Origin of the sequence: Streptomyces flaveolus (assembly GCF_000716535.1) — a bacterium.
Lineage (GTDB): Bacteria > Actinomycetota > Actinomycetes > Streptomycetales > Streptomycetaceae > Streptomyces > Streptomyces flaveolus_A.
On record NZ_JNWV01000020.1, the window covers coordinates 82749 to 99466 of the forward strand.

Consider the following 16718-nt stretch of genomic DNA (forward strand, 5'->3'; position numbering starts at 1 on the left):
CCTGGCCCGGAGCCGCCGGTTCCCCTCACCGTCCCCCGGCGATGCCCCCTGCTACGCCACACGGACCAGCGATTCATCACTACGGGTGAATGAACCTTGGGGCGGCAGGCTGCCTCCTGCCGATGGGTAGGCAGCGCCCTGGAGCCGATCGCCGTGACGGCCCCGCCAACCTTCCTGACACAGAACGGTGTTCGCCGACGCGAGCGCTTCGAAGAGCGGAGACACAGCGAGCCATGACCATCGACAGCTCAGTGCTGAGCATCAAGCTGCACCGGATGTTCACCTTCCTCGACACCGACCAGGACGGATCCCTCACCGAGCAGGACCTGACGGCCATCGCCGATCGCCTGGCCGGCTCCGTCCCCACTCAGCCGGAGAAGGTGCAACGGTTGAGGGACGCCCTCGCTGTCATCTGGGACCAGCACCTGCGGCACATGGACGACGACGGCAACGGGCTGATCAGCTCCGCCGAGTACGAGCGCGGCGTCCGCGGAGCCATTACCTCCCAGGAGTCCGCGCTGATCTCCGCCCTTCATGACGTGGTCGCGGCCTGCCTGGACATCTGCGACAGGGACGACGACGGCCTGATCACCCTCGACGAGTACACCCTGCTCGGCCAGGCCGTGAGCGGCGGCACCACCAAGGACATGGCGACCGCCTTCTCCGCACTCGACCTCGACGGTGACGGTGCTCTCGGCCCCGAGGAGATCCGCACCGCCGTGACCGAGTACTTCACCAGCGAGGACGCCGAAGCCCGCGGCAACTGGCTGTACGGCCCTCTGTGATTTCCCCCACCGTGGGGGACACACCGCACGCGCAAGCCCCGACTCACAAGGAGAGGTGCTGCGGCCGGACTCTTCGGTGGAGGACGCCCGGCCGCCGCCTGGCCGGTGCATGAGGTGACCGGTCCGCAAGTGCCGGTCATCATCGGGGACACCAAATGCCCGAGTTCCGGGGAGCCCCTCCGCGCGGGAGGCCGCGGCCCGCTCGGTGGCGGTCACCGGGACGTCGACCGTCGGTCGCCTGGGCGAGCACGACGCGGACTCAGCCGCGGCGGAGGGGTGCCACACCATCGCTGGGCTCAGGTCAGCTTGGTGTTGGCCAGGACCCGGCGCAGGATGCTCCAGGAGAGGTCGGACTCGGTGGCGAAGGCGCGCCGCTTCTTGGACTCCTCGTCGATGAAGTTGAAGGCATCGCGGCTGTAGCTGTCGCCGTCGTCGTCCTCGACGCCGGTCTCCTCCGGGTTGAGGTAGACGTGGAAGCTGGCGCCGAAATCGGCGGAGGCGTTCATGTAGCCGGGGCCGGTGGAGCCGCCGCCGCCGTCCATCGGGCAGTACACCCGGTGCACGGCGTAGTTGTCCCTGGACAGCCAGGCGCACTGGCCTGGGGTGAGGGTGATCAGGCCGAGTTTGCGGGCGTTCCAGTCGAGGTGCTCGTAGACCATGACGTCGAGCTGGCCGGCGAGGCAGAAGACGATGCCGGTGGTGTGGCCGTGGGAGTGGATGGGCGAGTAGTGCTGAGCGGGCCAGATCTCCAGGACGACGGGCGAGCCGATGTCACCCTTGGGGTGGTCGTCGGGATGGAGGTGGCCGTGCTTTGCTGCCAGGTGGTCGTAGTCGCCCCGGCCGGTGCAGGCGACACGGATGTACGGCGGGTGGGACGGATCGTGCTTGTACTTCTCCACGAGGATCTGGCGCAGCAGGCCCACCTTTTCGCCGGGTGCGGTGGCGGGGGCGAGGTGTTTGCGCATCGCTTCGGTCTCCCACGCCGACAGGCGCAGGTCGTCAGCCTTGCGCGCGAGGTCCATGACAGCCGGCGGGATCATCAGCTGGCGGGCGTACTCGTTGAAGGACGTGGCCTGCCCGATCACAAGGGACGGGACGGCCTCGGCTCCCAGGAGACGCAACTGCCGTTCTTCTTTCCTGGTGATGTGGAAGGGGTACGTCGCATCGCCGTACTCCGGCTGCCCGGCGGGCGTCTGGTCGGCGGTCAGGCTCATGAGTGAGGACTCCTTCGTGTGCAGGGGTGCCGCGGCTCGGCGCGGGACCCGATGACGCCACGCATGTTCGGTGCCACGGCTCGAGGCGGGTTCTGTGCGGTGTGATCAGTGGCTGAGCAGGCGTGTGGCCCTGAGAAGGTGTTGTCTTTCCGGACGTGATCGACGCGTTTCCGCTGGTCGGGGGTAGGAGTGGTGGTTCCGTGGGAGTGGTGGCCTGTCGGGTCGTCGTTCCCCGGGAGGTCGCGGATGCCGTCAGTTGTCGGGCTGCTGGAACAGCACGAGCTCGCCGCTCGGCGCCGAGTCGACGGGCTGCGGGAGGAGGCCGACCGCATCCAGGCAGAGCTTGCCGCGGCCGAGCTGGAATGGCAGGAGTGGGCGATCGCTCGCAGGCGGGTCGATACGGTGCTGGCTCCGGACGACGGTGCCGCCGCCGAGGCGGAGGTCATGGCGGATCCGCGGGGTGCGGAGGTGCAGTCGACGCTGCGGGACGCGGCGAAGCCGAAGTCGCAGGTGCCGGTGTGGCACCAGGGGCTGGCCTGGTCGGTGCTGTCGGTGGACTACCAGCGCATCCTCACGGCGCTCGCGGACCGGGCCCGGCTCCATCAAGGGCCGCTGACCTGCCAGGAGATGGCCGCCGTGTTCGGCATGGACGTGGTGCCGGCGCGGGTGGAGGCACTGCGGTCGAAAGCGAAACGCCTGGTGGCCCGCGGCTGGCTGGCCGAGCAGCAGCCGGGCCGCTTCACCCTCGCTGCAGGCGTGACCGGGCCAGGCGACGGGTCATGAGCAAGGTCATCGACCAGTGGACCATCGCCTCCGCGCTGGTGGTGCGCCGCTCGAAGTCGCGGACCAGGCGGCGGCTTCGCATCAGGTGGGCGAAGAGGCGCTCGACGATCCACCGCTTGGGCAGCACCACGAACCCTCGTCGGTCGTCGCTGCGTTTGACGATCGCCAGGACCAGGGCGAACGTGGCCAGGCAGTGCTCGACGAGGCTGCCGGTGTAGCCGCCGTCGGCCCAGACCAGTTCCAGCCGGTGGTGCACGTCGGCGACCTGCCCGAGCAGGGCCTGGGCGGCGATGCGGTCGCCGGTGTCCGCGGCGGTGACCATCACGCCCAGCAGCAGGCCGAGGGTGTCGACCACGACGTGCCGCTTGCGGCCGTTGATGAGCTTGCCGCCGTCGAAGCCCCGGCTGCCGGCGCCGACGACGGCGTCCGCCTTGACGGACTGCGAGTCGATCACCCCGGCGGTCGGCTGCGCGTCCCGTCCCAGCTCCTCGCGGACCCTCGCGCGCAACCGGTCGTGGAACTCCTTGACCAGGGCGTTGTCGCGCCAGCGGCGGAAGAATGCGTAGATGCGGTCCCATGGCGGGAAGTCGGCGGGCATCGCCCGCCACTTGATCCCGTTGTCCACGAGATACCGGATCGCATCGAGCATGGCCCGGTGGCAATACGCCTCCGGCCGGCCGCCCCGGCCGCGCATCCAGCTCGGCACCGGCAGCAGCGGCAGGACCCGGGCCCACTCCTCGTCCGTCATGTCCGTCGGGTAGCGCGGCTGCCGCGTGTCGTTGTCGGCGGCGTTTCCGAACCGGTGAGCCAGGCAGTCACACTCCCAGGTGACCGCGCTGGACTGCCCGGCCATCGGCACGCAAGACTGCTGCACCAGGGCCTCCTGCTGCTCGGTGATTCGACACCAACGAGCTGTTCAGGAGGCCCTGTTCTTATGCGCCCAGCGCCCCGCGACCACCCGATCGGGACTCCCGTTCGACACACATCCCTCAAGATCGAAAAGACAACAGCTTCTGAGGCCGTCGAGGGGGTACTCCTGGGGCAGGTGGGCCGGGTCGCCCGGCACGTTGATCAGCACGGTGATCGGCCGGGACGTGCCCGCGGCGAGGAACTGGTCGCCCACCGAGCTCAGGTATGCCTTGCCGTCCTGGGCGATGACGTCAACGCCGGACGCTTCGGCTTTCGCGCCCTTGACCGTGGGCAGGTCGAAGGAGATACGGAACTTCCTGACGTCCTCCGCCGTGCCGCTGTCTTTGCTGACGGCGGTGAGGGTGAGGTCGAAGCTGTAGACCCGGCCCCGGGGTTCGCCGTTCTCCCATGTCCCCTTGAACTTCTTCGTCACGACGATCTCGTCGTAACTGGGCGGCACAGGCAGCGGGGTGATACGCCCGGCCCCGTTGACGATCTCCAGGTCGCCGACGGGCACCCTGCCCCGTCCGATGCGCTGCGAGTGGTCGGGGACCTCCGCCGTGGTCAGATCCAGGTGGTTGACGTTGCCCGCGGAGTCGACGGCGTAGAAGTTGCCGTCCTGGTCGAAGAAGGTGGCCGCGTACGCCTTGCGTGAGCCTGCCGCGGCGCTGGCTTGAGCGGGCGGGAAGACACCCCGCTTGAGCACGGTCTTCATGGGCTGCCGACCCGGGTCGACGAGCAGCAGGTCGCCGTTGTCGCCCTCCACCGAGTACAGCCGTCCGTCCTTGGGGTGGTAGGCGAAGTCGTCCCACCGGCCGCCTCCCGGTGCGTTGCGGGGTGCGGCCGTGCCGGCTGCCACGTCGATGGCGTAGCTGGGAGTGTCGGGGTTGCTGACGACGAAGAGGGTCTTGCCGTCGGGATCCATGTCGCCGTCGAACCAGGGCCCGTTTGGCAGCCCGTCGATGACCTGCTCCTTCAAGGTGCCGGCCGCCACGTCGACAGTGATGAGTTTGTTGCGGCTCACGGCCAGCAACAACGGCTCCTTGTCGTCTCCGCGGTACTGCGCTCCCATGGCGGTGTAGCCGCTCTCGTAGGGCGCGACGTTGTCGACGACGCGGGTGTCGCCGTCGATGGGGTCGAAGCGGTAGATCCGGGTGCTGGTTCGGCCGACGGCGAGATACACCTTGCGGTGAGCCATGAAACAAAGCGTCCTTCCACGCGACTGCGGAACGCTTCGACGTCTGCCCCCAGACCCGCGAAGACAAGCACTCTAGGTATTCGTTCGAACACAATGAGCCACACGCCTCGGGCGCTGTATACCTACAACCAGGGGCTTTTCGTGAAAGGTGTGCAGGGAGTACCGCGTCGTCGGTGTACGGGGTTGACCCAGCTCCAGCACCAGGCGTTCGCCGTGCTGCGCAGCAACGGCGCATGAAGGGATGCGAGGCTTGCCTGCGCATTGGCGGCGCACACCATGGAACTCGCCCGCGACCGCGGCCTGAAGGTCACCGCGCTCGCCTCCGCACACGACGAGCTGTTCCTGTACTCCCGGGCCGCCGATCACTTCCTGCCCCGCGACGCGGCCCTGAGCCCGCTGATGGCCACAGCGGCTACCAACGATACGAAAGACCTGCCGAGATCATCGGCGCGCGAGCGAGACGATTCCGGCGGAGAGCTGCAAGCGACCTTCTCGGGCCAGGGTTCGGGAAGGCCAGTGCTTGAAGGCGTCCTTGGCCTTCACCTTGGCTTCGCGGGCGTCCCCGGTGCTCTTCTCCGCCTCACCTTTGGCGGCCATACGGTCGTTGCTGAAGGCGGTTCCCAGAGCCTCCTTGGCCTTGCCCTTGGTCGAAGAAAAGGCAGGGAAGACGGGCGGGCAGGAGTTCGATAACTATGCTTCCCTGCTTCTCGCGGTCATCCTTTTCGGTGCCGGTTTCGCCGTCAAGATCCTTTGATGGGTGTCCCTCGCCGTGCTGGTCGTGTGGCTGCTCGGTTTCGTCATGCGATCCACCAGTGCCGGCGGTGGTCGCGGCCGCTGGTATCGATGGTGACCTGACCAATCATCACGTCGGGCGGGGGCCGGTATGTAATATCGGACGAAGACGCCCCAAAAAAAGGAACATCCTGCTCGTTGCGGCCAAAGGCTTTGCCGATCCCCTCGCTACGCCGAATACCCGCCGGCGGAGGGCTGCGCACCACCACGTTCCAGTAGGCATCTGCAAATACCCTTCACGGAATCGCACACTTCCCCCTCTGGGGCTTGGCGGCCGCGTACACGACGTCCGTCGAGCAGGACATCGGCGCCACTCGGCTTCCTCTCTTCGCCGACGGACTGACCGGCCGGATCGACTTCCAGGGCGACCGCTACAACGAGCACCACATGCCCCTGGTCGACAAGTTGCCAGACACGTGAGGCAGCAGGCGGGCGGCAGCGACACCGTCGACGGACGCGCCCTCACGGCAGGGAGGTACACCTTGCAGATGCTTTGCGCTGGTGAAGGCTACGCCCGGTCAATAGCGAAGAGCCTCCGGCGGCATTCACCAAGACGTGCGTCATCACAGCACCGTCGCATCGAGTGCTCAGTCGAGGAGAACCCGAGGGGTACGGTGCCGCGGCTGGAGCTGCAGCGCACCCACTCCGGATCCCCCGCCGGCCGCTTTTACAGGGGCTCGAAAGCGAACGCCCCTCTCACGCGTCTGCCACCAACTACGCCGACTCCCCCGGACCGCAGTGCCCTGACCTGCTACTACGCACCCGCCCTGGACTGACGTGGACGCCGAAAGACGGCCTCTACAACCTGTGCCATGTGGTACCCAGTGAGGGACCCAAGATCAGGACCGGAGCGTCTTCTGGCCCGTCAAAGCGGTATTGCAGGGTGTTCGGGGGTGTCTCACTCACGCCCCAGACCCTCTCACGTCTCACGACTGCCCCTATAACGAGGGGGTGACGGGAACCGGCCTGACCAGGTTGAAGACCTCGCGGGCTGCGTATCGCTTGAGGCATCGGATGATCTCGCGTCGCGTCTTGCCCTCCTGGGTGCGGCGTTCGTAGTACGCCTGGGTGCGCGGGTCGTGGCGCAGCCGGGTGAAGACGATACGGTGCAGGGCGGCGTTGGCCTGTCGGTCGCCGCCGTGGTTGAGCCGCCGCGTGAGGAGAGTGACCGCGCTGTCCGGACCGATGCCCACCGGTACGAGCAGTTGCGGCGCGTGGCGTTCGACGAGCCGGGTCAGGCGTTGGTTCAGCTCATTGATCTGCCCGGTGAGCTGTTCGATGCGCTCGGCGAGCATGCGTAACGTCATGTGGGTGGCCTGGGCCACCGCGTCCTCGTCTCCCCCACCATCGGGCGGGCTGAGGGTCGCGCAGGTGCGGAACAGCTCGGCATTGCCCAAGGTCGACAACCGTTCCCGCAGGGCGGGGTCGGCGATGTCCAGGACGGCCTTGAGCTGGTTGATCGCCTGGGTGCGGGCCTTGACCGCGGAGTCCTTGGCGAGTTTGTAGATCCGGGCGCTGTGCACGGGTCCGTCGCCGGATTTGGCCTGGGCCCGACCACTGAGCACGGCTCGCGCTGCGGCCTGCGCATCGAGCGGGTCCGACTTACCGAGCAACCGGCGGGCCGACCGGTCGGGCCGGTTCACTTCGAACACCTGGATCTGCTGGGTCACCAGGTAGCGGGACAAGCCCGCGCCGAAGGTGCCGGTGCCCTCCACACCGGCCCGGCGCACCGTACCCAGCTTGCGGGCCCACATGAGCAGCCGCCGGTAGCCGGCCACCGTCGCCGGAAAGGACTCGGTGCCCAAGATCTTCCCCAGCGGGGACACCACGGCGGCGACGTGCACCTCACCGTGCGTGTCCACGCCCAGTACGACCTCTCTCCGCACGGGAGGATCCGTGCTGTAGGAGGTGCTGCGCTGTCTGGTCGTCATGGTGGTCCGCCTCCCGCGTGATGACGTAGTGCGTGGATGGCACCGGCCCGCTGGGGCGGTCTGAACCGTGATGGCGCCTGAACTCGGCAAGGCCCCTATTGGGACACGCCCTGTGGCTCGGTACCAGCAGGCACCATCCCGCAACGACAGTCGACACGCCTGTGACTGGACACTTCGGTCAAAGATCTCAAGAGTCAGACCCCCGTCCGGGACGGCATCGCGCAACCGTCCCATCGATCCCGGCGCATCGGCACGTCCCGACCACAGCCGGATGGCTTCGCCCGAACCAATGCCCAAGCTGGCCGGAGCAGGCTGAGAATGAGTTGACTCCCCGCCGACTCGTGACCGGCGATGACGGACAGCCGTCCCCACCGTAAGACAGCACCCACCTGGTTTTCTCTGTCTATCCGGCTTGCAGCCACGTCAGCCGGCTCCGGGCGTGATCAGTGGGCGCGTGTTATGGGCTGTTCGGACCAGATGGTCTTGTGGTTCTGGCCGTGGCGGCAGCCCCAGCGCTCGGCGAGTTGGGCGACGAGGAACAGGCCGCGTCCAGCCTCGTCAGTGGTGCGAGCGCGGCGCAGACGGGGTTGGGCACTGTTGGAGTCGGTGACCTCGCAGACCAGAACGTGGTGCCGGATCAGTCGCAGCTCGGCCGGCGGACGACCGTAGCGGATCGCGTTGGTGACCAGTTCGCTGACGATGAGTTCGGTGGGGAAGAGGAGGTCGTCCAACCCCCATGCGGTGAGCTGGCGGGTCGCCCATTCCCGGGCGTCCGAGACGGCAGCCGGATCAGCCGGTATCCGCCAGTGAGCGGTGTCCTTCGCCGGTACGGCGCGGGTGCGTGCCAGCAGCAGGGTCGCGTCGTCACGCGGTGCTTCGTCCACCAGGTTGTCGAGAAGGGCCCTGCCGGTCTCGTCCAGGGCGCGGTCCGGGCGGCAGGAGGTGGCGAGAGCTTCGGTCAGCCGCTGGAGCCCGTCGCAGACGTCGTGTGTGGCTTGCTGGACCAGGCCGTCGGTGTAGAGCGCGAGGACGCTGCCCGGCTCGAGGTCGATCGTGGTTGTCTCGTACGGCATGCCGCAGACGGCGAGGGGCGGCCCCGGGAGTATGCCGACGGCTTCGGCACTCCCGTCGGGCCGCACGAGCACGGGCGGCGGGTGCCCGGCGCTGGCCATGGCGCAGCGTCGGGTGACCGGGTCGTAGACCGCGTACAGACAGGTGGCGCCCATGACGTCGTGGTCGCCAGGGGGTGCTTCCGCCGCGAGGCGCTGGACCAGGTCAGCGAGACGCGTGAGCAACTCGTCCGGCTCCAGTTCGAGGTCGGCGAGGGTCTGGATGGCAGCGCGCAGACGGCCCATGGTGGCACTGGCGGGTATGCCGCGGCCGATCACGTCTCCGGCGACGAGGGCCAGCCGGAGAGCGGGCAGGGGTATGGCGTCGTACCAGTCGCCGCTGGTGCCGCCCCCACGGTTTGTCGGTAGGTAGACGCCGGCGGTCTCGGCCGCCGGAGTGTCGGTCGTGGCCGGGGGAAGGAGTCTTTGCTGCAGGGCCATGGCCGCTCTGTGCTCGCGCGTGTAGCGGCGGGCGTTGTCGATGGCGAGTGCTCCCCGTGAGGCGATCTGCCTCATGAGATCCGCCTCGTCCTCGGTGAACGGTTCGGACGGACCGGTGCGCCAGACCACGATCGCTCCGAGGGTGAGGCCGCGGGCGTGCAGCGGTGCCACCATCACCGCCTGGACGTCGTGCGGGAGGAACTGCTCGGCCAGATGTGGGCCGCCGATCAGGGCGATGTAGTCGTCCCGGCCGTAGACGACCGCCTCGCCGTGCTGGAAGCGGCGCAGGAGGGGGTGGTCGGACAGGGATGGGACGAGGTTGCCGCGCTGGATGCCAGGCGGCCAGTCCGCGGTGGCCGGCGCCAGGGCAGCGTTGCGCAGACGCGGATCTCCGCCACCCAACCGCTCTGCGGGTTCGCCACCGTCAAAGACGGCTTCCGCAAGGTCGACTGCTGCGAGATCACCGAAGGTGGGTACGAGGGCGTCCGCGAGATCCTGGGCGGTCCGCACGGCATCCAGGGAGCCCCCCACCCGCTCGGCGACGGCGCGGGCAAGATCCAGCTGTCGGCGGGCACGCAGTTGGTCGGTGTCGTCTATGTACAGGGCTGCGACTCCTGCGGGGCGTCCTCGCGCGTCCTCCAGCCGGAAGGCGGACAGCGACAGCGCGTGCCGCCGCGCCGGATGATGTCGCCAGCTCACTCGCTGGTTTCTGTGGATCACCGGGACGCCCGTCTCGAGCACCTGCCGCAGTACCACTTCGATGGTCTCGGCGTCCTCGGCGCACAGCACGTCGCTCAGTCGGGCGCCGGGCTGTATGGGACGGCCGTCGGGAGTGTCCGGCACGGCGTTCGTCTGCACGGTGGTGAGATCCGTGTCGTGCAGGGCGATCGTGACCCGGTTCTGTGCGGACAGTGCGCGCAGGAGGGCTGCGCCGTGCCGGTGGTCGACGACGTGAGGAGTGGGGGCCGCGAGCACGAGGAAGTCCGCCGAGCCGCGCACCCGTGTGGTCCGGAATGTGACGTCGATCGTGTTGCCGCACTGGTGACGCAGTCGTACCCGGCCGGTCGCCGGCACGTGTGCGGCCCTGCGCGGGTCGTGCGGGAGGTCGGCCACGAGCTCCCGCACGGGGCGGCCGTGGACCTCGTCGGCGCAGAACCCGGTCAGGTCCTGTGCTGTGGCGGTCCACCCGACCACCGTGCCCCGATCGTCGAGCACTGCCGCGGCCAGACCGTCGAAGGCGGGCGGCCGGCCGCCGGGGCCGGCGCCGGAGACGCTCGTCGCACCTCGAAAGGCGCCTGCCGGGTAGGCGTTTTCAACATCCGATGCGTCCATGTCTCTGGCTTTCGTTACGAGGTTCGGCGGCTACGGGAGATGGGGATCCTGTGGCGGCTGTCGGCGCTCAGCGGGCACCTGTTGGGGATGGCAGGTCCTGTTCGGCCCACACGACCTTGCCGTCTGTCACGGAGCGGAAACCGCACCTGCGCGACAGCCGACCGACCAGGTGAAGGCCGCGGCCGTGCTCGTCGAGATTGCCGGGATGGCGGGAGCGTGGCCGACCGGTGTTGGTGTCGGAGACTTCGCAGGTAAGCACCCGGTGCTGGATGAGCCGGAGGCGGATCGGGCCGTCGCCGTGGCGGATCGCATTGGTGACCAGTTCACTGACGAGCGACTCCACGGCCGTCACCAGCGGCTGCAGACCCCATTCATGGAGTTGACGGGCGGCCAGACGGCGGGCCGTCGGGACGGTGACGAGTTCGTTCGGCAGATCCCAGGACGCGACTTGGGCGGGTGGCAGGGCGCGCGTCCGCGCAAGGAGCAGGGTGACGTCGTCGGCCGGTGCCTGCGCCGACAAGGTCTCCATGGCCCGTGAGCACAGGTCCTCCAGGGCGGTACCGGGCTGTGCCAGGGCGGCGCCCAGACGCTGCAGGCCGACGTCGATGTCCTCGCCGCGGGACTCCACCAGGCCGTCGGAGTAGAGGGCGAGCACGCTTCCTTCGGGCAGTTCCAGTTCCATGGACTCGAAAGGCACCAGGCCGAGACCGAGGCCGAGGGGGGCTCCGGCGGGCAGGTCGGGGACGGTGACCCCGCCCTGTGCGTCGACGACCAGGGGCGGCGGATGTCCGGCCCGTGCCAGCGTGCACCGTCGGGAGACCGGGTCGTAGACGGCGTACAGACAGGTGGCACCGACGACCGCTGGGACCCGGTCGGTGGCGTCGGCGTCCTCGTCGTTCAGTCGCCGGACCGTGTCGTCGAGGTGCGTCAGCAGTTCGTCCGGGGGCAGGTCGAGGTCCGCGAGCGTGCGCACGGCGGTGCGCAGCCTGCCCATGGTCGCCGCGGCGTTGATGCCGTGTCCGACCACATCGCCGACGACGAGGGCCACCCGGGCTCCGGACAACTCGATCACGTCGAACCAGTCACCTCCCACGCCGTGGTCCATGTCGGCTGGCACATAGCGCGAGGCGACCTCGACGGCGGCACCGCCCTGCACCCGGCGGGGAAGCAGGTCGCGTTGCAGCGTGAGAGCGGCGGTGCGCTCGCGCGCGTACTGGAGCGCGTTGTCCAAACTGAGCGCGGCCCGGGTGACCAGCTCCTCGGCGAGGAGCAGGTCGTCCTCCTGGAACGGCGTCTGCTCCACGGAGCGACCGAACAGCGCCAGTCCCAGCACGCAGCGCCGCGCGCGGATGGGTACGACCATCAAAGAGTGGACGCCGCTGTCGCGTACCTTCTGCGCACGCGTCGGATCGTGGTCGACCCAGGGGCCGGCATGAGTGTCCAGCACCGGTTCCAGGTGAGACCTGCCCGTGCGCAGGACGGCGGCGAACGACGAGGTCGGGGGGACGTGGATCACCTCTTCACGCACCGCTGGCATCTCCAGGACACCCTGGTCGACGGAGGCCACCCCGGCACGGCGCAACACAGGGCGGCGTCCGCTCGTCGTGCCGATCCGTGCGGCGGGCTCGAGTCCGAACGGAACCGACTCCACCAGGTCGACGACGGCGTGGTCGGCCAGCAGGGGCACGGTGAGCTCTGCCAGTTCCTGGGCGGTCTGCATCACGTCGAGGGTGCTGCCGATGTGCGTGCTGGCCTCGCTGAGGATGGCGAGGCGCTCGCGCGCCCGCTTGTTTCCGGTGACGTCCACGGTCATGGAGCACACGCCCAACGGGGTGCCGTCCGCCCCCTGGAGACAGAAGAAGGAGGCGGAGAACGCGTGCTCGCGGGGCCGGTCCGCGGGCGGCCACGCACGGTACTCGTGCACCGTCGTTGTGCCGCTCTCCAGCACCTGTCGCATCACGACCTTGAGCGCTTCGGCCTCGACTGCGGGCAGTGAGTCTTTCAGACCGCGCCCGAAGCGTCGGTGACGAGGCACGCCGTCGTGCCGCTCCATGGCGTCGTTCACCCATACACAGCGCAGCTGCGCGTCATAAACAACGATGCCGATCGGGGCTCGGGCCAGGAGCGACTCGCGCACCGGTCCCCCGGTCGCCCCCGAGGACAGAGATCCTATGTCCGTCACGGACGCCAGCCACCGGGTGTCGTCGCCCTGTCCCCGTAGCAGCGAGACCCGCAGCGTCATCCTGAGCGTGTGGCCGTCGCGGTGGCGTATCGCGACGGTGCCGGACCAGCCGCCCCGCGCACGGCACTGCTCGGCGAACGCCAACGCCCTCCGGGCGTCCTCAGGAGGCGGCAGCACGTGTGCGGCGGACCGGCCCACCACCTCCCCGGCCGCATAACCGACGAGCTGCTGAGCGGCGTGCGTCCACCCCACGACGATGCCCTGGGCATCGATCACCGCTATCGCGGCGTCGGGCACCTCGGGGAGGCTCACCGGCTCGGCGAGGAGGGTGTGGTCAATGTTGGTCATGCGCGGTCCATCCCATCGGTGCGGAAGTAGGAGCGTCGGCCTGTGGTCCGGCGGCCCTGTGTGCAGCGGTGGTAGTGAACGGCGATGTCCCGGTGAGCGGCACACGGTGCGGTATGTGTCATATCCGAGCAATTTGCCCTTTTCTGATGAAATCATCAGACCCAAGGACTCGGACGTCAAGACCCTCACAGGTGATCGGAAAGTCAGATGCTGGGGCTCCAGGCCACGGCTTCGCAGGTGAACGGACGGGTAGCGGGTTCCGCCGAGCATGCGCGGTGGGCGGGACCGGCTCCCGAGGTTCAGACCACCCGCCGGATGGCGGCCCACCCTGGCGATCACTCGGGCGGCAACCTCGCGGCCGTCTCTGCCCTGACGGTCAGCACTCCCGGCAGGCCGGAGCCCAGGTGCACACGCCTGCCGAGTCCGGCAGGGCCATCCGCTTTGTACGGATGGCGGCTCGCGCTGAAGAGCGACACCTATTGGCGCTCACGCCAGCCGGTCAACGGTTACCTTCGTCACTTCGACATTTCCATACGGCGTATGGTAACAATGAAAGCGCGCTTCCATACGACGTATGGAACTGCTCGCTCGGATCACACCGGGCGTCATACATCGCCTCGCAGAACCGCCGTTGACGCAGATCACTCCCTCGTAAAGGAAAGATCATGAAGAAGCTCGCAAAGCGCATCGCCCTCACTGTCTCCTCCGTCGCGGTCGCCGGTGCCGCCGTCCTCGGTGCCGGTGGCACCGCTTCGGCCGCGCCCCTTGCGTCCACGCACGCCCAGCACCCGGCCGGCCGGGCCGTGGCCGCTGATTACAGCTGGGACCACGGTGTCGGCTACCTGCTCGAGCGGGGCTACTCCTGCGACGAAGCCCGCGGCTGGCACCAAGACCCCCACGGCACCGATTCGACCCGGCACGACTGCGACGGTCTCTACTACCGCGATGGTCACTTCTACCGCTGGGAGGACGAGGGACACGGCGGCTGGACGTCCGACAGGTCCTACCGCCACGACGGGAACCGCTGCGAGCACGACGGCCGGGGCAGGCACCACCATGACCTGAGCCGCGACGACCGGTGAGACCGGTATCGGCCATGAGCGCAAGCAGTTCCCCTCGGCCCTGTCCCTGCCGGCAGCGGGGACCCGTCTGGCGGTCGGGGGCGGCGTCCCCGACTGCCGACCGAGTGAGTGCAGCGCCACCCATCGCCACCCATCATGCGGTGCGCCGGTGCCGTCCGGCGCCCGCCCCCTGCCGTACCGCCTCCGCCCGCGCTGCCTCTTCGCCATGGGCCGGTGTGAGGCACCGCCGAGCCATACCCGGGAGCGGAAGCCGATGAAGAAGTCCTTGAAGGTCGTAGAACGGCGGGTGCCCGTGCAGCTGGTCGTCTCGCACGTCTCCTCGTTGCCCCTCTGCGTACGTCTGCGCTACGAGCCCGCTGATCCCTATGTCGTCCGTGCCGCCTTCTTCGTCGGTTGTGACGAGCCGGTCGAATGGATCCTGGGGCGGGATCTTCTGGCTGACGGTCTGGAGGGTTCCGCAGGCCACGCGGACGTCCGGATCTGGTCGGCCGCAGGGCCGGGGGACGAGTCGATCTACATCGCCCTCGGGTCTTCCGCAGGCACCGCCTTGCTCGAGGTCCCCGTGCAGGACATCTCGTCCTTCATTCAGGACACCCAGGCTCTGGTGCCACGGGGGGCCGAGTCCGGACTCATCGACTGGGATGCCGAACTGGCACACCTCCTCCCCCAAGGCTGACCGCCGACCATCCATGCTCAGAAGTAAAGGAACCAGTGTCATGTCCCAGTACCAGCTTCGCGTCTACACCCTGCGCAGCTCCGACGCGCTCGCCGCCTACGAGAAGATCTGGGCCCAGCACATTCCCGGTATGGCCAAGCACCGGATCACCACCCACGGCGTCTGGACGGTGCCCGCGGCGCCCGGAAGCGACACTCCCCGGCTGTACGCCCTCGTTTCCTACAAGGACGCCGACGACGTGCAGGAGCGGCTGGAGGCATACCTGTCGAGTCCTGAATTCCGCGCGGACATGGAGGGCTTCGACATCAGCCAGATCGTCGGCCTCGACGAGACCCTCCTGACTCCCACCGTGGACTCACCCTTGCGCTGACGATCCGCCTGCGACGAGTGACGCGGCCAGAAGGGCCGGTATCCGGCGGCCCTGCGATGGTGGTTCCGGTGTCTTCGACGGCGACCCACCAGTGGTGGCCCTTGCCGGCATCGATACCGACCCATGAGCAGGGCACCTGTGTGGTCATGTGCGTCTCCTCGGACTCGGACAACGTGCCGTTCCGGTCCAAGGACGGCTCTGCCTTGCGGGACGGGGCCCCGGCAACCACGGCCCACGTCGAGGTGGGGACCGTGACGAGTCGGTTCACCACAACCACGACCGGTGCAGCGTCGATCGCTGAACCCAAGGGCGCCCTCTGTCCGGCAACCACCATGGGCCACATCTTCGTGATGGCCCCGCCCGGCAGTAGTGGCTTCGCCTGCTCCCGTCGGCTGGGCGCCCTTGCCGACGGCATGAAGGACTGCTCCTGCGGGTGTCCTCGTGCCGACTGCCACCGGTCCTCGCAGTAACCGCGTCTCTGTACAGCCCCTTTGAATCCGTCGACAGCCCTTCCGAGAGCCCTTCCCGGATGACTCGAAGCAGTACCAGGAGTAAGACCCGATGAAGTCATTGAGAACTGTGATCCGGGGGCTACCTGCGAAGCTTGTCGGCGTCCATGCGACGTCCTTGCCCGTGATCATGAATCTGCGGTACGAGCCGAGTGATCCCTATGTGGTCCATGCCGCATTCACCACCAATATCGGCAGCGACGAGCCGGTGGAATGGATCATCGGGCGCGATTTGCTGATCGACGGCCTGGAGGGCCCCGCCGGCGAGGGAGACGTTCGCATCTGGCCCACCGGCGAGGAGGGCCGCCGCGACTTGTACATCCTTCTCAACCCGCCGTCCGGTACGGCCCTGCTCAAAGCCCCAGCGCAGGAATTCAAGGCGTTCCTGCACGAAACGGAGGCAGTGGTGCCCCGGGGGGCCGAGCTCGGCCACAGCGACTTCGACCGCTTGCTGGCGCACTTCCTCGCCAAAGGGTGAGTCCGGGCATGGTGCGACCTGAGGCAGGCACACGGACGTCTCGATCCTCGCCCGCTGCCCAGCACTCGACCCCACCGCCGAACACGTCCGCGCCTTAGCTGAGTTGATGAACAACCGCCAAGGCCGGCCCCTCGACCAGCGGATCGATGCCGTCCAAGCCGACGATCTACCCGGCCCTGCACGGCTTCGCCACCGGCCTCGGCCAGGACCTCGACGCCGTGGTTGCCGGGCTGAGCCCGCGCCACAGCTCCGGCGCCGTCGAAGGCCACAACAACAAGATCAAGATGTTGAAGCGGCAGATGTTCGGCCGGGCCAACTTCGACCTGCTCCGCAAGCGGGTCCTCCTGGCGGCGCGAGACCGTTCATGATCGCGGTTGTGGTGACCCTCCGTGGCCCTGGCACGGAGAGTGATCCAAGAACCCCTCTGAAGGGCCGGGCCGGGTCACGCTCAACCGAGGTGAGTACCTCCAGACCAACCGGTGCCAAAAGTGGAAGAGGGTCGGCTGACCGGCCACTGGTATCGCCTTCGACCCCGAGCGCCAGGAGGCCGTCCAGTCCCGGCGAGGACGACCAGGGGCA

The 16718-nt window shown here is 68.4% G+C and carries 13 protein-coding genes and 3 pseudogenes; 9 read left to right on the forward strand and 7 right to left on the reverse strand.

The window, feature by feature from the left end:
* Nucleotides 1-233: 233 nt before the first annotated feature.
* Nucleotides 234-785, forward strand: coding sequence for an EF-hand domain-containing protein (locus OO52_RS22035; protein WP_030645433.1), 552 nt, complete (start codon nt 234-236; stop codon nt 783-785).
* 296 nt (nt 786-1081) lie between these two features.
* Here OO52_RS22035 and OO52_RS22040 read toward each other — a convergent pair whose 3' ends face one another.
* Nucleotides 1082-1999, reverse strand: a complete 918-nt coding sequence (locus OO52_RS22040; RefSeq protein ID WP_030645435.1) for a hypothetical protein — start codon at nt 1997-1999, stop codon at nt 1082-1084.
* Nucleotides 2000-2245: 246 nt separating this feature from the next.
* On the opposite strand from OO52_RS22040, the gene OO52_RS22045 reads away from it, so the two are divergent.
* A complete protein-coding gene (locus tag OO52_RS22045; protein WP_030645438.1) occupies nt 2246-2782 on the forward strand; it encodes a hypothetical protein in 537 nt (178 codons plus the stop codon).
* Here the strand turns inward: OO52_RS22045 and OO52_RS22050 are convergent.
* The 3 genes and pseudogenes from OO52_RS22050 to OO52_RS52835 form a co-directional block, all read right to left on the reverse strand.
* A complete protein-coding gene (locus OO52_RS22050; protein ID WP_030645440.1) occupies nt 2739-3656 on the reverse strand; it encodes an IS5 family transposase in 918 nt (305 codons plus the stop codon). The genes OO52_RS22045 and OO52_RS22050 overlap by 44 nt on opposite strands.
* Nucleotides 3657-3698: 42 nt before the next feature.
* Complete coding sequence (locus OO52_RS22055; RefSeq protein WP_030645442.1) at nt 3699-4889, reverse strand: YncE family protein; 1191 nt, start codon at nt 4887-4889, stop codon at nt 3699-3701.
* Between the two features lie 516 nt (nt 4890-5405).
* Nucleotides 5406-5513, reverse strand: a pseudogene (locus OO52_RS52835) (CsbD family protein); the annotation flags it as partial.
* A 76-nt stretch (nt 5514-5589) separates the two neighbouring features.
* Between OO52_RS52835 and OO52_RS47610 the strand changes: the two are divergent.
* Nucleotides 5590-5739 (forward strand): annotated as a pseudogene (locus tag OO52_RS47610) (hydrophobic protein).
* Nucleotides 5740-5948: 209 nt separating this feature from the next.
* The gene (locus tag OO52_RS50915; protein WP_158712536.1) at nt 5949-6101 is read left to right on the forward strand and encodes a hypothetical protein; all 153 of its coding nucleotides are present in this window, start codon (nt 5949-5951) and stop codon (nt 6099-6101) included.
* A 518-nt stretch (nt 6102-6619) separates the two neighbouring features.
* On the opposite strand, the gene OO52_RS22065 is transcribed toward OO52_RS50915, so the two are convergent.
* From OO52_RS22065 to OO52_RS22075, 3 genes are all read right to left on the reverse strand, one after another.
* Entirely contained in the window at nt 6620-7612 is a 993-nt protein-coding gene (locus OO52_RS22065) for an IS110 family transposase (protein ID WP_030645446.1), read from the reverse strand.
* Between the two features lie 443 nt (nt 7613-8055).
* Nucleotides 8056-10494: an ATP-binding SpoIIE family protein phosphatase gene (locus tag OO52_RS22070; RefSeq protein ID WP_051818446.1), complete on the reverse strand. Its 2439-nt coding sequence runs from the start codon at nt 10492-10494 to the stop codon at nt 8056-8058.
* Nucleotides 10495-10561: 67 nt separating this feature from the next.
* Nucleotides 10562-13024, reverse strand: coding sequence for a SpoIIE family protein phosphatase (locus OO52_RS22075; protein ID WP_051818448.1), 2463 nt, complete (start codon nt 13022-13024; stop codon nt 10562-10564).
* Nucleotides 13025-13689: 665 nt separating this feature from the next.
* Between OO52_RS22075 and OO52_RS22080 the strand changes: the two genes are divergently transcribed.
* From OO52_RS22080 to OO52_RS52845, 5 genes and pseudogenes are all read left to right on the forward strand, one after another.
* On the forward strand, nt 13690-14106 hold the full coding sequence (locus tag OO52_RS22080; RefSeq protein ID WP_030645452.1) for a hypothetical protein: 417 nt from the start codon (nt 13690-13692) through the stop codon (nt 14104-14106).
* A 253-nt stretch (nt 14107-14359) separates the two neighbouring features.
* A complete protein-coding gene (locus OO52_RS22085; protein ID WP_030645454.1) occupies nt 14360-14782 on the forward strand; it encodes an SsgA family sporulation/cell division regulator in 423 nt (140 codons plus the stop codon).
* A gap of 40 nt (nt 14783-14822) precedes the next feature.
* Nucleotides 14823-15152 (forward strand): NIPSNAP family protein, encoded by a 330-nt coding sequence (locus OO52_RS22090; RefSeq protein ID WP_030645456.1) that lies wholly within the window; start codon nt 14823-14825, stop codon nt 15150-15152.
* A 561-nt stretch (nt 15153-15713) separates the two neighbouring features.
* Entirely contained in the window at nt 15714-16139 is a 426-nt protein-coding gene (locus tag OO52_RS22100; RefSeq protein WP_051818450.1) for an SsgA family sporulation/cell division regulator, read from the forward strand.
* Nucleotides 16140-16372: 233 nt separating this feature from the next.
* Nucleotides 16373-16507, forward strand: a pseudogene (locus tag OO52_RS52845) (transposase); the annotation flags it as partial.
* Nucleotides 16508-16718 lie beyond the last annotated feature (211 nt).